The 15314-nt window shown below is 72.1% G+C and carries 12 protein-coding genes; 6 read left to right on the forward strand and 6 right to left on the reverse strand.

Annotated features, from left to right (window positions below; translation table 11 throughout):
* The first annotated feature begins 24 nt into the window (after nucleotides 1–24).
* A complete protein-coding gene (locus IE295_RS23780; protein WP_190065781.1) occupies nucleotides 25–1227 on the forward strand; it encodes a sensor histidine kinase in 1203 nt (400 codons plus the stop codon).
* Nucleotides 1215–1859, forward strand: a complete 645-nt coding sequence (locus IE295_RS23785) for a response regulator transcription factor (protein WP_190065782.1) — start codon at nucleotides 1215–1217, stop codon at nucleotides 1857–1859. The genes IE295_RS23780 and IE295_RS23785 overlap by 13 nt, the downstream gene beginning before the upstream one ends.
* Nucleotides 1860–1871: 12 nt before the next feature.
* Here IE295_RS23785 and IE295_RS23790 read toward each other — a convergent pair whose 3' ends face one another.
* From IE295_RS23790 to IE295_RS23800, 3 genes are all read right to left on the reverse strand, one after another.
* A complete protein-coding gene (locus IE295_RS23790; RefSeq protein WP_190065783.1) occupies nucleotides 1872–2453 on the reverse strand; it encodes a TetR/AcrR family transcriptional regulator in 582 nt (193 codons plus the stop codon).
* A gap of 106 nt (nucleotides 2454–2559) precedes the next feature.
* Nucleotides 2560–3564, reverse strand: a complete 1005-nt coding sequence (locus IE295_RS23795; RefSeq protein WP_190065784.1) for an aldo/keto reductase — start codon at nucleotides 3562–3564, stop codon at nucleotides 2560–2562.
* Nucleotides 3565–3699: 135 nt separating this feature from the next.
* Entirely contained in the window at nucleotides 3700–5169 is a 1470-nt protein-coding gene (locus IE295_RS23800) for an MFS transporter (RefSeq protein WP_372478780.1), read from the reverse strand.
* Nucleotides 5170–5272: 103 nt separating this feature from the next.
* Between IE295_RS23800 and IE295_RS23805 the strand changes: the two genes are divergently transcribed.
* The 4 genes from IE295_RS23805 to IE295_RS23820 all read left to right on the forward strand — a co-directional run bounded on the left by IE295_RS23805 (nucleotide 5273) and on the right by IE295_RS23820 (nucleotide 12119).
* Entirely contained in the window at nucleotides 5273–6175 is a 903-nt protein-coding gene (locus tag IE295_RS23805) for a helix-turn-helix transcriptional regulator (protein WP_190065785.1), read from the forward strand.
* Between the two features lie 148 nt (nucleotides 6176–6323).
* Complete coding sequence (dusB, locus tag IE295_RS23810; RefSeq protein WP_190065786.1) at nucleotides 6324–7466, forward strand: tRNA dihydrouridine synthase DusB; 1143 nt, start codon at nucleotides 6324–6326, stop codon at nucleotides 7464–7466.
* 384 nt (nucleotides 7467–7850) lie between these two features.
* Nucleotides 7851–10571: a pyruvate, phosphate dikinase gene (gene ppdK, locus IE295_RS23815; protein ID WP_190065787.1), complete on the forward strand. Its 2721-nt coding sequence runs from the start codon at nucleotides 7851–7853 to the stop codon at nucleotides 10569–10571.
* A 498-nt stretch (nucleotides 10572–11069) separates the two neighbouring features.
* The gene (locus tag IE295_RS23820; protein WP_190066001.1) at nucleotides 11070–12119 is read left to right on the forward strand and encodes an ArsR/SmtB family transcription factor; all 1050 of its coding nucleotides are present in this window, start codon (nucleotides 11070–11072) and stop codon (nucleotides 12117–12119) included.
* 37 nt (nucleotides 12120–12156) lie between these two features.
* Here IE295_RS23820 and IE295_RS23825 read toward each other — a convergent pair whose 3' ends face one another.
* Genes IE295_RS23825 through IE295_RS23835 form a run of 3 tightly spaced genes read right to left on the reverse strand, consistent with a single transcriptional unit; the run spans nucleotide 12157 to nucleotide 15198 of the window.
* Nucleotides 12157–12993, reverse strand: a complete 837-nt coding sequence (locus IE295_RS23825) for a carbohydrate ABC transporter permease (protein ID WP_190065788.1) — start codon at nucleotides 12991–12993, stop codon at nucleotides 12157–12159.
* Between the two features lie 6 nt (nucleotides 12994–12999).
* Nucleotides 13000–13938, reverse strand: coding sequence for a carbohydrate ABC transporter permease (locus IE295_RS23830; RefSeq protein WP_190065789.1), 939 nt, complete (start codon nucleotides 13936–13938; stop codon nucleotides 13000–13002).
* Nucleotides 13939–15198: an ABC transporter substrate-binding protein gene (locus tag IE295_RS23835; RefSeq protein WP_190065790.1), complete on the reverse strand. Its 1260-nt coding sequence runs from the start codon at nucleotides 15196–15198 to the stop codon at nucleotides 13939–13941.
* Nucleotides 15199–15314: the final 116 nt, after the last annotated feature.

Consider the following 15314-nt stretch of genomic DNA (forward strand, 5'->3'; position numbering starts at 1 on the left):
ACCTGCGCACATACCGTGTGACGCATGCGAATCCCCACCCCGTTCCGCCGGCCCTTCGAGGGCGCGGGCCGTGCCGTCGCCTTCCACGCCACCGGCGCGCTCATCCAGTCCGCCGGGCTGTTCGTCCTGTCGGTGCCGTGGCTGGACGGCGGGCCCACGAAGACGCTGAGCTGCCTGGCGGCCCTGCTGGCGGGTCTCGCGGCGCTGGGGGCCGCCACGCCCGTGCTCACCACCGTGCAGCGGGCGCGCTTCCAGGGGCGGCTGGGGGTGGCGATACCGGCGCCGGGGCGGCGCTGGTCGTGGCGGCAGGTGCGGTACCACCTGGTGATGGGCCCGCTGATCGCGACGGGCGGCGCCTGCGCGCTGACGCTGTGGGCGGCCTCCGCCGTGGCCACCACCACCTATGTGTGGGTGTGGGCGCTGCCGCCCGGGTGGCGGCTCGCGCAATGGGGCTACGCGGTCCAGGCCGGCTATCTCACCGCCGTCGGGATCGCCGGGCTGTACGCGTCGGCGTGGCTGTCCGGCGCGCTCGAGCGGGCCGACACCCGCGCCGCACGGGACCTCCTGGGGCCCAGCCCGGCCGACCGGCTGCGGCGCCGGGTGGAGGAGGTCACCGAGAGCCGGGCCGGCGTCGTGGACGCGGCGGACGCCGAACGCCGGCGCATCGAACGCGACCTGCACGACGGCGCCCAGCAGCGGCTGGTGTCGCTGGCGGTCAACCTGGGCCTGGCCAAGGTCACCATGCCCGGCCTGCCCGAGGACGCGCGCAAGGTGATCGACGAGGCGCACCGCGAGGCGAAGGAGGCCATCGCCGAGCTGCAGGACCTGGTGCGCGGGCTGCACCCGGCCGTGCTGGAGGACCGGGGGCTGGACGCCGCGCTGTCCGGGCTCGCGGAGCGGGCGCCGCTGCCCGTACGGGTGCGGGTGGACCTGCCGGAGCGGCCGGCCCCCGCGATCGAGGCCGTGGCCTACTTCGTCGTCTCCGAGGCGCTCGCCAACGTGGTCAAGCACGCGCGGGCGGCGGGGGCGGAGGTCCGGGTCGAACGCACGGGCGGGATACTGATCGTCGTCGTCTCCGACGACGGCGTGGGCGGTGCCGATCCCTCGGGCGGCACGGGGCTGGCCGGGCTGGCCAAGCGCGTCGCGTCGGTCGACGGCACGTTCTCGATCAGCAGCCCCGTGGGGGGCCCGACCGTAGTGACCGTGGAGCTGCCGTGCGCGCCGTGATCGCCGAGGATTCCGTTCTGCTCCGGGTGGGCCTGGTGAAGGTCCTGGAGGCGGCCGGATTCGAGGTGGTGGCGGAGGCCGGTGACGCGGAGGCCCTGCTGGCGGCGGTCGAGCTGCACGAGCCCGACCTCGCCGTGCTCGACGTGCGGATGCCGCCGGGCTACACCGACGAGGGCGTACGGGCGGCGCTCACCCTGCGCGCCCGGTGGCCCGCGACGGCGGTGCTGCTGCTGTCGCAGTACGTGGAGGAGCGGTACGCCACCGACCTGCTGACCGGGGACACGGCCGGCTTCGGCTACCTGCTCAAGCAACGGGTCGCGGACGTCGAGGAGTTCATCGAGGCGCTGCGGCGGGTGGCGGCCGGCGGCACGGCGCTCGACCCGCAGGTGGTCTCGCAGCTGCTGACGCGGCGGCACAGTGACCCGCTGGACCGGCTGACGGCGCGTGAGCGGGAGGTGCTCGCGTCGATGGCCGAGGGCCGGTCCAACGCGGGCATCGCCGGGCACCTGGTCATCAGCGAGAGCGCGGTGGCCAAGCACATCAACAGCATTCTGGCGAAGCTCGACCTGCCGAAGGCCGAGGCCGACCACCGGCGGGTGCTGGCGGTGCTGCGCTTCCTCGGCGTGGGCTGACGGGCCGTCCGCCTACGCGTGCAGGCCGCGCAGGACCAGGTCGCACACCGCCTCGAACGCCGTCTCGATGCCGGGCTGCGACCACTCCGGCGCGTAGGCGGGGTCGTGGAAGCGATTGCTCGCGTCCCAGACCGCGCGGGCGGCCGTCGTGGGCTCGACGGGCCGGAACTCGCCCTCGTCCACGCCGCCTTCGATGATCCGGGCGAGCTGCTCGATCATCGTTTCTATGTGCCGCTCGACGGTGGTGCTGTTCTCGCCGACCAGGACCATGTACGTCGCGAACAGCTCCGGGTCGTCGCCCGCCTTGCGGCGCTTGGCCGCGAAGAGCGCCGCCAGCCACTCCCGCAGCCGGCTGTCGGCCGGGCCCCGCGCGTCGGCCAGGGCCGAGAGCTCGGCGTGCGACTGGTCGAGCCAGCGCCCGGTGACCGCCTCCCGCAGGGCCGCCTTGCTGCCGAAGTGGCGGTAGACGCTGCCGTGGCTGACGCCGAGCGCGCGGGCGACGTCCACCACGGTGGCCTTGGCGGGGCCGTAGCGGCGCAGCACGTCCTCGGTGGCTTCGAGGATGCGGTCCGGGGTCAGGGGCTCGGCGGGCATCGGGATGCGGGGTCCCTTCGGGGTGCGGTTGGCTTGTACGACCGTACCCGCGTGGTGGCGCGCGCGGTGGCCCGGGTCGTCATCCGGCTGCGGGGCACCCCTGGGCTCAGTGCTCGCTGTCCAGGTGGGCCATCTGGCTCGCCGGATAGCGTTCGCCGGCCGCGGCGCCCGCCGGGACGGCCTCCTCGATGGCGGCGAGGTCGTCGGCGCCGAGGGTGACGTCCAGGGCGCCGAGCGCCTCGGTGAGGCGGTCGCGGCGGCGGGCGCCGACCAGGGGGACGATGTCCTCGCCGCGCGAGAGGACCCACGCGATGGCGGTCTGGGCGACGCTCGCGCCCCTGCCCTCGGCGACCTTGCGCAGCGCGTCGACCAGGTCGAGGTTGCGCTGGAGGTTCTCGCCCTGGAAGCGCGGGCTCATGCCGCGGAAGTCATTGGCCGCCAGCTGCCGGTCGCGGCTGAAGTGGCCGCTGATCAGGCCGCGCGAGAGCACGCCGTACGCCGTGACGCCGATGCCCAGCTCGCGGCAGGTGGGCAGGATCCGCTCCTCGATGCCGCGCGAGATCAGGGAGTACTCGATCTGGAGGTCGCTGATGGGGGCGACGGAGGCGGCCCGGCGGATGGTGTCCGCGCCGACCTCCGACAGGCCGATGTGGCGGACGTGGCCGGCCTGGACCAGCTCGGCGATCGCGCCGACGGTCTCCTCGACCGGGACGTCCGGGTCGACGCGGGCGATGCGGTAGACGTCGATGTGGTCGACGCCCAGGCGCTGCAGGGAGTAGGCGGCGAAGCTCTTCACGGCGGCGGGGCGGCCGTCGTAGCCGGACCAGCCGCCGTCGGGGTCGCGCAGGGCGCCGAACTTGACGCTGGTGAGGGCCTTCTCGCGGTGGGCGGCCGTGGTGGAGCGCAGGGCCTCGCCGATGAGCATCTCGTTGTGACCCATGCCGTAGAAGTCGCCGGTGTCCAGCAGGGTGACGCCGGCGTCCAGGGCGGCGTGGATGGTGGCGATCGACTCGGTGCGGTCGGCGTCGCCGTAGAGGGCGGACATGCCCATGCAGCCGAGGCCGAGGGCGGAGACCTGGGGGCCGGTGGTGCCCAGAGTGCGGTGCAGCACGGGGAACTCCTGGGGGAGGGGTGGGGGTGCCTCCCGGCGGTGGGTCCGGGAGGCGGGTACACCAGAAGCGTGACACATGGACTGACAGATTTCAATATCTGTCAGTCCATGTGTGTCCTCACCCTCAGGTCCGGATCAGCGCACCGACCTCGGCAGCCGCAGGCTCAGCAGCACCGTCGCCACCACCAGCAGCAGCTGTGCCCCGAACGTGATCAGCAGCGCCTTCCGCATCCCGGTCGACGGCGCCAGCGACAGGAACAGCGAGCCCATCGTCGCCACGCCCAGCGCCATGAACGCCTGCTGCGTCGTGACCATCACCCCGCTGCCCACGCCCGCCCGGTCCACCGGCACCTCGCTCAGCACGATCCGCAGCGTCGGAGGGATCAGCAGCCCCTGCCCCAGCCCCTGGATCGCCAGGCCCGCCGCGGGGCCCGCCGCGCCCAGCCCGTCCCAGCCGAACCAGAACGTGGCGATCACCGTGGTCAGCCCCGTCAGCTGGATGAGGGATCCGGCCGTCACCACCCGCCGCCCGAACCGGGCCGCCAGCCGCGGCCCCGCCATCGAGCCCGCGAAGTACGTGGCGCACATCGGCAGCAGCGCCAGCCCCGCCGCCATCGGCCCCAGCTGCAATCCCTCCTGCAGCACCACCGCCAGCACGAACATGAAGCCGCCCCAGCCGACCGAGAAGGGGGCGATCACCGCCAGCCCGCTGCGCACCGAGTGCACCCGCAGCAGCGACGGCGGCACCAGCGGCGTACGCCCGGCCCGCTCCTCGCGCCGCTCCACCACGACGAGCGCCACCGTCGCGAGGGGGAACACCCCCAGCAGCACCCACGACCACAGCGGCCAGCCCGTCGAGCGCCCCTCCGTCAGCGGCACCAGCAGCGACACCAGGCTCAGCGTCAGCAGCAGCGTGCCCCGCGCGTCCACCCGCGTCGGGTTCGCCGACCGGGTCTCGGGCACCGACCGCAGCGCGAGCAGCAGCGCCGCCGCCGCGATCGGCGCGTTGATCAGGAAGATCGACCGCCAGCCCGTCCCGGCCGGGTTCACGGAGACCAGCACCCCGCCGAGCACCTGCCCGACCGCGCTGGCCACCCCGGCCGTGCCGCTGTACAGGCTCATCGCCCTGGTCCGCCGCTCCCCGCTGGTCGTGGCCTGGATCGTCGCCAGCACCTGCGGCAGCATCAGCGCCGCGGCCGCGCCCTGCGCCACCCGGGCCGCCACCAGCGACCACGCGTCCGGCGCCAGGCCGCACGCCACCGACGTCACTCCGAACGCGGCCGTCCCCCACAGGAACAGCCGTCGCCGGCCCACGGTGTCGCCGAGCCGCCCGCCCAGCACGAGCAGCACCGCGTAGGCGACGCCGTAGCCCCCGACCACCATCTCCAGCAGCGCGGGACCGGCGTCCAGGTCGTCGTCGATGGTCGGCAGCGCGACGTTGACGATGAAGAAGTCGAGGAACGGCAGCGCGGCACCGATGAGCACGGTGAGCAGGCCCACGCGGCCGATCGAGGGGGAGGCGGGGGAGGGGCCGCTGGGGAGGACGGCCGGGGCGGGAGGCGGTACGGGGAGGGGAACGGGACGGGGTATGCGGATTTCGTTCACGGGACACGACGATGGCAGCGCCGTGAGCCTGGTACCAGAGTGCCCTTATCCTGGTATTCGAACTACCTGGCAACTGGATCAGCGGTACCGCACCCTGGAGCACATGACCACGATGGTGATCGAAAGCAGGGCGGCCGCCTACGCCGCCGCCCGGCCCGACGAGGTACGGCGCCACGAACTGGCGGCCTTCCTGCGCAGCCGCCGCGAACGCATCAGCCCCGAGCGGGCCGGCCTGCCGCGCGGGCCCCGCCGCCGCACCCCCGGCCTGCGCCGCGAGGAGGTCGCCCAGCTCGCCGCCGTGGGCGTCACCTGGTACACGTGGCTCGAGCAGGCCCGTGACATCCAGGTCTCCGCGCAGGTCCTGGACTCCGTCGCCCGCGCCCTGATGCTCGACCGCGCCGAGCGCGCCCACCTCTTCGCCCTGGCGGGCTCCGCCGATCCCCGGGCGGACACCGAGTGCGGGACCATCACCCCCGCGCTGCGCCTGATGCTGGAGCGGCTGGAGCCCTTCCCCGCCTGCCTGCAGAACGCCCGCTACGACATCCTCGCCTACAACCGCGCGTACGGGCAGCTGCTCTGCGACCTCGACGAGATCCCGCCGGAGGACCGCAACTGCCTGTGGCTGTACTTCACCCACCCCGCCTGGCGGACCGGCACCGTCGACTGGGAGGAGGCCACCCGCGCGATGGCCGCGAAATTCCGGGCCTCGATGGCCGACCACCTCGCCGAGCCCGCCTGGAAGTGCCTCCTGAAGCGCCTGCAGGACGCCTCGCCGGAGTTCCGGCGGGTGTGGGAGCGGCACGAGGTCGTCCAGCCCACCGCCCACCGCACGCGCGTCCTGCGCCAGCCGCAGGTCGGCCCGTTGCGGCTGGACTACACGAGCCTGTGGACGGGCCCCACCCCCGGCGCCCGGGTGCTGACCTTCACCCCGGCCGACGAGGAGACCCACGACCGGCTGCTGAAGCTGAGCGAGCTGACCTCGGCCATGACCTCGGTCATGGCGTGACGGAGGGAGGACGGGACGGCGTGACGCCGGAGCACGGCATGGCGTGGCGGAGAGAGGACGGGACCTTCGGCGGATCGTCCGTTCGCCCGGATGAGGGACAATTAACGGTCCGCCCAACCGCCCGCATGACTTCGAGGAAGCACCCTCCATGACGCTCCAGATCGGTCCGCACCCGGTGCAGCCGCCGGTGGTCCTGGCCCCGATGGCGGGGATCACCAACGCTCCCTTCCGCACGCTGTGCCGTGAGTTCTCCGGTGGCAAGGGGCTCTTCGTCAGCGAGATGATCACCACGCGGGCGCTCGTCGAGCGGGACGCCAAGACGATGCGGCTGATCCACTTCGACGGGACCGAGAAGCCGCGCTCCATCCAGCTCTACGGCGTCGACCCGGTGACCGTCGGCAAGGCCGTCCGCATGATCGTGGACGAGGACCTGGCCGATCACGTCGACCTCAACTTCGGCTGCCCCGTCCCCAAGGTCACCCGCAAGGGCGGCGGCTCCGCCCTGCCGTACAAGCGGAACCTCCTGCGCTCGATCCTGCGCGAGGCCGTCGGCAACGCCGGCTCCCTGCCGGTGACCATGAAGATGCGCAAGGGCATCGACGACGAGCACATCACCTACCTCGACGCCGGACGGATCGCCGTCGAGGAGGGCGTCACGGCCATCGCCCTGCACGGCCGCACCGCCGCCCAGCACTACAGCGGCACCGCCGACTGGGAGGCCATCGCCCGCCTGAAGGAGGCGGTGCCCGAGATCCCCGTCCTGGGCAACGGCGACATCTGGTCCGCCGACGACGCCGTGCGCATGATGCGCGAGACGGGCTGCGACGGCGTCGTGGTCGGGCGCGGCTGCCTGGGCCGGCCCTGGCTCTTCCGGGACCTGGTCGCCGCCCTCGAGGAGGGCCCGGACGGGACGCCCACCGCGACGCCCACCGCGCCGACCCTGCGCGAGGTGGCGCGCGTGATGCTGCGCCACGCGGAGCTGCTGGGGCAGTGGCTCGAGAACGAGCAGCGCGGCGTCATCGACTTCCGCAAGCACGTCGCCTGGTACACCAAGGGCTTCTCCATCGGCTCGGAGCTGCGCAAGAAGCTGGCGATCGCCTCATCTCTGGACGAACTGGACGCTCTTTTGAGCGAACTGGACCTGGATCAGGCCTGGCCGGTGGGTGCCGACGGCCCCCGCGGCCGTACGTCCGGCCGCGACCGGGTGGTGCTTCCTGACGGGTGGCTGAACGACCCGTACGACTGCGCCGTGGTCGGCGCGGATGCCGAACTCGATACTTCGGGCGGGTGAAACGCCGTCGAACACGGCGTGATTCTCGCCACCTCTGATAAGGGTCTCGCTCAGATGAGCACCGGAATCAGGGGTGCACCTTTCCAAGGGGTGGCACTGCGTGCCACCCCTTTTGGTTTCAACTCTTGACGACAGAGGGTGGAGTTTTTCGACGGGCCGTGATCGGTCGATCATTTTCGGTCATGTTGAGTTCAGAGCCTGAAAGAAGGGAGGTAGGGCCTCATTTGAGCGCGCAACTTTCGATCTGCTGGCGGACGGGTGGTTGCGCCCCCAAGTTGGCGGAGTAGACCTCCTCAGATGCCTTCGATCTGGGTACGCTCCCCGCCGTCAGGGCAGTCCTCCCCCCTCAGCGTCCCGGGAGGCCCGAGTGAGGAGTCGATTCCCGTGCCGGTATCCGAAGATCGCCAGAAGTTCGTCTACGACTTCACCGAGGGCAACAAGGACCTCAAGGACCTGCTCGGCGGGAAGGGCGCCAACCTCGCCGAGATGACCAACCTCGGACTGCCCGTGCCCCCCGGCTTCACCATCACCACCGAGGCATGCAAGGTCTACCTCGAGGGCGGCGAGGAGCCGTCGTCGATGCGCGACGAGGTCACCGCCCACCTCGAGGCCCTCGAGCAGCGCATGGGCAAGAAGCTCGGCCAGGCCGACGACCCGCTGCTGGTGTCGGTGCGCTCGGGCGCCAAGTTCTCCATGCCCGGCATGATGGACACCGTCCTGAACATCGGCCTGTCCGACGAGTCCGTCACCGGCCTCGCCACCCAGGCCGGCGACGAGCGGTTCGCCTGGGACTCCTACCGCCGCCTCATCCAGATGTTCGGCAAGACCGTGCTGGGCGTCGACGGCGACCTCTTCGAGGAGGCGCTGGAGGAGACCAAGCGGGCCAAGGGCGTCACCACGGACGTCGACCTCGACGCGGCCGACCTCAAGCGCCTGGTGGAGGAGTTCAAGGTCATCGTCTCCAAGGCGACCGGCCGCGACTTCCCGCAGGCCCCGCGCGAGCAGATGGACCTCGCCATAAGGGCGGTCTTCGACTCCTGGAACGGCGACCGCGCCAAGCTCTACCGCCGCCAGGAGCGCATCCCGGGCGACCTGGGCACCGCCGTCAACATCTGCTCGATGGTCTTCGGCAACCTCGGCCCCGACTCCGGCACCGGCGTCGCCTTCACCCGCGACCCCGCCAGCGGCCACCAGGGCGTCTACGGCGACTACCTGCAGAACGCCCAGGGCGAGGACGTCGTCGCCGGCATCCGCAACACCATGCAGCTCGCCGAGCTCGAGCAGCTCGACAAGGCCTCGTACGACCAGCTGATGCAGATCATGGAGACGCTGGAGACGCACTACAAGGACCTGTGCGACATCGAGTTCACCATCGAGCGCGGCAAGCTGTGGATGCTGCAGACCCGCGTCGGCAAGCGCACGGCCGGTGCGGCCTTCCGCATCGCCACCCAGCTGGTGGACCAGGGCCTGATCGACGAGGCCGAGGCGCTGCAGCGCGTCACCGGCGCGCAGCTGGCGCAGCTGATGTTCCCGCGCTTCGATGAGAAGGCGCAGACGGAGCTGCTGGGCCGGGGCATCGCCGCCTCGCCGGGCGCGGCGGTCGGCAAGGCCGTCTTCGACTCGTACACCGCGGTGAAGTGGTCGCGCTCGGGCGAGAAGGTCATCCTGATCCGCCGCGAGACCAACCCCGACGACCTCGACGGCATGATCGCCTCCGAGGGCATCCTGACCTCGCGCGGCGGCAAGACCTCGCACGCGGCCGTCGTCGCGCGCGGCATGGGCAAGACCTGTGTCTGCGGCGCCGAGGAGCTGGAGGTCGACACCAAGCAGCGCAAGATGACCGCTCCGGGCGGGGTCGTCATCCAGGAGGGCGACGTCGTCTCCATCGACGGCTCCACCGGCAAGGTCTACCTGGGCGAGGTCCCGGTCGTGCCGTCCCCGGTCGTGGAGTACTTCGAGGGCCGCATGCACGCCGGCGCCGACGACGCGGACGAGCTGGTCCAGGCCGTGCACCGGATGATGGCCTACGCCGACCGCACCCGCCGCCTGCGCGTGCGGGCCAACGCCGACAACGCCGAGGACGCCGCGCGCGCCCGCCGCTTCGGCGCCCAGGGCATCGGCCTGTGCCGCACCGAGCACATGTTCCTCGGCGAGCGCCGCGAGCTGGTCGAGCGCCTCATCCTGGCCGACACCGACGCCGAGCGCGAGGAGGCACTCGGTGCCCTCCTCCCGCTGCAGAAGGCCGACTTCGTCGAGCTGTTCGAGGCCATGGACGGGCTGCCGGTCACGGTCCGCCTGCTCGACCCGCCGCTGCACGAGTTCCTGCCCGACATCACCGAGCTGTCGGTGCGCGTCGCGCTGGCCGAGGCCCGCGAGGACGCCAACGAGAACGACCTGCGCCTGCTGCAGGCCGTGCACAAGCTCCACGAGCAGAACCCGATGCTGGGCCTGCGTGGCGTCCGTCTGGGCCTGGTCATCCCCGGCCTGTTCGCCATGCAGGTGCGGGCGATCGCCGAGGCCGCGGCCGAGCGGATCGGCCGCCAGGGCGACCCGCGCGCGGAGATCATGATCCCGCTGGTGGGCACCGTCCAGGAGCTGGAGATCGTCCGCGAGGAGGCCGAGCGCGTCATCGCCGACGTCGAGGCCGCCAGCGGCACGGACCTCAGCCTGCCGCTCGGCACGATGATCGAGCTGCCGCGCGCCGCCCTGACGGCCGACCAGATCGCCGAGGCCGCCGAGTTCTTCTCCTTCGGCACGAACGACCTGACCCAGACCGTGTGGGGCTTCTCCCGCGACGACGTCGAGGCCAGCTTCTTCACCGCGTACCTGGAGAAGGGCATCTTCGGGGTCAGCCCGTTCGAGACCATCGACCGGGACGGCGTGGGCTCGCTGGTCCGCGCGGCCGCCAAGGCCGGCCGGGCCACCCGCCCCGACCTCAAGCTCGGCGTGTGCGGCGAGCACGGCGGCGACCCGGAGTCGGTGCACTTCTTCCACGAGGTGGGCCTGGACTACGTCTCCTGCTCGCCCTTCCGCATCCCGGTCGCCCGCCTGGAGGCGGGCCGCGCCGCGGCGCTGAACGGGACGGCGGGCAGCGACAGCCGCTGAGTGGCGGCCTGTTGAACTCCGGAGCCGGTGTGGGATGACCTCGACCCTCGGACCTCGGCGGCTCCGGTAGAAGAGAAGGGACGGCGCTCGCGCGGGCGCCGTCCCTTCCTCATGTCCTCGTGCCCTGGTGTCCTCGCGCCCCGTGCCTTCGTGTCCCCGGGCGCGGACACCGAGATCGTTAACCTGTTCGTAACGTGCTGTTGCACGGCGAAGGGGCGGCGCCCGTGCGGGAGCGCCGCCCCTCTTTACTCCCCCACCGGGAGTTGTTGCCGCCCGCATCGGCTCGGGCGGCAACTCGCATACCCAGCGGCCGCTTTTTCGCTCGCCACCCCCCACGGGAACGAGCGGGGCGGCCCTGAGTGCGTGAATAGCATTTCGCTTCTGCGATGTTCGCCGCGAGTCCTTTCAACTGTGGCCAAAAGGGCGTGGTAACACCTCGTATCGGTGTGCATACTCAGTGAGCGGGGGGTGGTTGCGGATGTCTCATGTGGGGGTTTGGTGCTGCGTGTCCATTTCACTGGACTCGATCTGGCCCGGTTGCGCCTGGCCGGAGACCCGGACGTGCTCTGGGAAACCGTATTGAGCCTGCACCGGCTTCGGGACAAACAAGGCGAGTCGATCTTCGGGGATTGGCGCTCGGAAACCCGAGCTCGGTTGAATGGTGAAACGCGGCTACTGGCGCCGCTGGTTCCGTCCCGTGGATATTTCCCGGACTTCCTGACACCGCCCGAAGGGTTAGACGGACTCGAGTCCGGCATAGCCGCCCTGCGGGCCACCCCGGCCGACCGGGTGCACGACGAACTGAGCCGGCTGCCCACCGTGCGGACCCTGCCGGCTTGGATACGATCGCTGGCCGAGGGCGACGCCCGGGCGTTCGGGAAGCTGATCAGCGCCCTCCACACCTATCACCAGGCCGCCATCGCCCCGTACTGGGCCCACATCCAGGCCCAGATCGAGGCGGACCGCGCCGTGCGCGGCCGGGCGCTGCTGGACGGCGGCGCGGACGCGCTGCTGTCCTCGCTGCCGCCCACCATGCGCTGGCGGGCCCCGGTGCTCGAGGTCGACTACCCCGTCGACCGCGACATGTACCTCGGTGGCCGGGGGCTGCTGCTCCTGCCGTCGTTCTTCTGCCGGCGCACGCCCGTGACCCTGCAGAACACCGAGCTCACGCCCGTGCTGGTCTACCCCGCGCGGGCCATGTCCGAGTCGGCGCCCGCCGTCCCGGACGCCCCGCGCTCGCTGGGCAAGCTCGTCGGGCACACCCGTTCGGCGGTCCTGGGCTCCATCGGCGGCGGCTGCACCACCAGTGAACTCGCCCGCAGGGTCGGCGTGTCGGCCGCCTCGGCCAGCCAGCACGCGGGCGTGCTGCGCGAGGCCGGGCTGGTGCTGACGCTGCGCAACGGCAGCGCGGTCATGCACACCCTCACGCCGCTGGGCGCGGCGTTACTGCGCGGCGGGCACCGGGGGCCGCAGTCCCGGGGCAGGGTGCAGTCGTCGATGCCGGCGCGCTCGACGCCCGCCACGATGCTGCAGTTTCCCGGGGGGTGACCCGCGGACCCCCAGCCGGACGGAAGTGCCGGCCGTCTCAGTCGTCGATCCCCGAGCGCTCCACGCCCGCCACGATGTACCGCTGCAGCAGCACGAAGACCAGCAGCAGCGGCACGATCGAGACGGCGGCCGCGACGAACAGTTCGTGGAGGTTGACGGTCTGGGCCGTCGTGAACGTCGACAGCGCCACCTGCACCGTCCACGAGCTCCGGCCCTGGCCGATGACCAGCGGCCACAGGAAGGAGTTCCAGGCGCCGATGAAGACGATCGTGCCGACGGCCGCGAAGACCGGCCGTGAGTTGGGGACGACGACCCGCCAGTACGTGCGCCAGTAGCCCAGCCCGTCGACCTGCGCGGCGTCCTCCAGCTCCCGGGGGAAGCCGAGGAAGTACTGGCGGAAGACGAAGCAGGCGAAGGCGCTGAAGAGCGTCGGCACGATCAGCCCGCGCAGCGTCGAGACCCAGCCGAGCGACGACACCAGCACGAACGACGGCACGAACGTCACCGCCGCCGGGACCATCAGGGTGCCCACGACGGCGTAGAAGACGGCGTTCGCGTGCCGGTAGGGGATGCGGGCCAGGCCGTAGCCGGCGAGGGAGGCGAGCAGCAGGGTGCCGGCGGTCGTGGCCACCGCGATCAGCGAGGAGTTCAGCAGCGCGTGGGCCATCGGCACGTCGGGGTCGGTGAACAGCTCGCGCACGTTCGAGAAGTGCGGGCGGCGGGGGAAGAGCGTCCAGCCGGGTGCGGTGATCTCCGCCTCGGAGGACAGGCCGTTGCGCACGAGCAGGTAGAAGGGGATGAGGAACAGCACGGCCAGCGCGATGAGCAGCACCAGCCGCAGGGCGCGGCCGGCGCGTACGAGGGCGTCCTCCATTGGATCTCACTCCTCCGTGCGGCCGAGGCCCGTCCAGCGGGCCTGCACGACGGTCACCACCAGGATGACCAGGGCGAGGATCACCGCGCCCGCGCTGCCCAGGCCCAGGTCCTGCCCCTGGCCGAGGGCGGTGTAGTAGAGGTAGACCAGCGGCGGCCGGGCGTAGGGCGGGTAACCCCGGGTGCCCGAGAGCAGGTTGTAGAACTCGTCGAACGCCTGGAAGGCGTTGACCACGAGCAGCAGGACGACCGCGACCGAGGTGGCGCGCAGGGCCGGGAAGGTGATGTGCCGGAAGGTCTGCCACCCGGGGCGGGCCCCGTCGAGCGCCGCGGCCTCGTACAGCCGCACCGGCACCCGCTGCAGCCCGGCGAGGAAGAGCAGCATGTAGAAGCCCGTCTGCAGCCAGAGCCGGACGGTGACGATGACGAGCCAGTACCAGGGCGGGTCGGTGGCCGACAGCCAGGCCACCGGCTCGGCGCCGAACCATCCCAGCACGGTATTGGCCAGTCCGAATCGCACTCCGTTGAAGACCGAGAGCTTCCAGATCATCGCCGCGACGACGTACGAGCAGGCGGCGGGCAGGAAGAAAACGGAGCGGAAGAACGCCCGGCCGGCGCGCAGCCGGTTCACCGCCAGGGCCAGGCCCAGGGCCAGTACGTAGGTGGTGGGGACGATGAAGGCGGTGAAGACGGCGAAGGTCACCAGGGAGGACCGGAAGGCGCCGTCGCCGAGCATGGCCGTGTAGTTGCCGAGGCCGGTGAACTCCGTGGGGGAGACGGTGTTGTGGGCGTCGAAGAAGCTGAGGTACACGCTCCAGGCCAGTGGGACGTACGTGAAGAGCGTGAGCCCGGCTACGAAGGGGCCGACGAACGTCCAGAACCAGAGGGTATGGTTCCGCTGCCGTGTCCGCCGGGTCCCGGCCCCGGACGGGCGGGCGGCGCCCACTCAGCGCCTCTTCTGAACGCGCCGCAGCTCCGCCCCGGCCGTGCGGACGACCGCCCGCAGCTGGGCGCCGGGGTCGGCACCCTCCTTGATCACGCGGTTGAGGGCGTCCAGATAGGCGGTCTGGCTCGCGGCCGTCCACAAGAGGGGCTGCGCGAAGCCGTGCTCCTCGGTGAACCGCACCGCCTCGGCCGCCGCGCCCTGCCGGAGCCTGTCCGCCGTGGCGGCGAGGGAAGCGCGGGCGGGGATGTGGAAGCCGTAGGAGAGGGCGAAGTCCTTCTGGAGGTCGGTGCGTTCGATCCACAGCCAGCGCACGAAGGCCTCGGCCGCCTCCCGGTGGCCGCCGCGGGCGCTGACGGCCGCGGTCCACGCGCCGACCGGCACGGCGGGTCTTCCCGCCGGGCCGTCCGGCGGGAAGGGCAGCACCCCGAAGTCGTCGCCCAGGGCCTTGGCGATCTGCGGCAGGGCCCACAGGCCGCACCACTGCATCGCGGTGAGCCCCTGGGCGAACGCCGCCGGGTTGGCCCAGTCGGTGGGCGCGCCCAGCAGCAGCGACTTGTCGGCGTACAGCCGGTGGAGCTTGCCGAGGGTGCGGGCCGCGGCCGGTTCGTCGAAGCCCACCGTGCCGCCGGGGGTGACCAGGGAGAGGCCGGCGGCGTACAGGGGCGTGCCCGCGAGGGCGCTCGCGCCGCCGTCGTTGCCGAGGAAGAGGCCCTTGGCCCGCTTGGTGGTCAGCTCGCGGGCCGCGTCGATCAGGGCGTCGAGCGTCGCCGGCGGCCGGAGGCCGGCCGCCCGCAGCAAGCTCTTGCGGTAGTAGAGCAGCTGGGTGTCGACCAGCTGCGGGATGCCCCAGACGCGGCCCTCGTAGGTCTTGGGGGCGAGGACGGCCGGGTGGAAGTCGTCCTTGACGTCCTTGATCAGTTCGGTGAGGTCGGCGACCTGCCCGCCCTGGATCTGCTCGATGGTCGGGCCGTTGACCTCGAAGACGTCCGGCCCGGAGGAGCCGAGCAGGGCGGCGGCGGTCTGCTGGTCGTAGTTGCCGGGCCGCCACTCCACCCGGACGCGGGCCTTGCGGTACGCGGCGGCGTAGCGCTCCACCGCCTGCCGGGTGCCCGGCTCGCCGTACTGGTGGTACCACTGCGACAGCCGGGGCCCCGAACCGCCGTCCGCGCGGCCGGTGTCGGACCCGCACGCGGTGGGCAGGCCCCCTGCCGCGGCGAGTCCGGCGCCGGCGGCCATGAGCTGTCTGCGGCTGATCGGCATGTCGACTCTCCCTCGCGGTGTCGGGGTCGCTGGGACCAACGATCAGCGATGGCGGGGGATTACGACAGGGGGCCTCGCCCGGCCGGCGGGCGAGGCGCCCATGGCCCGCGCCCGAT

It is taken from the genome of Streptomyces griseocarneus (genome assembly GCF_014655595.1).
GTDB lineage: Bacteria > Actinomycetota > Actinomycetes > Streptomycetales > Streptomycetaceae > Streptomyces > Streptomyces griseocarneus.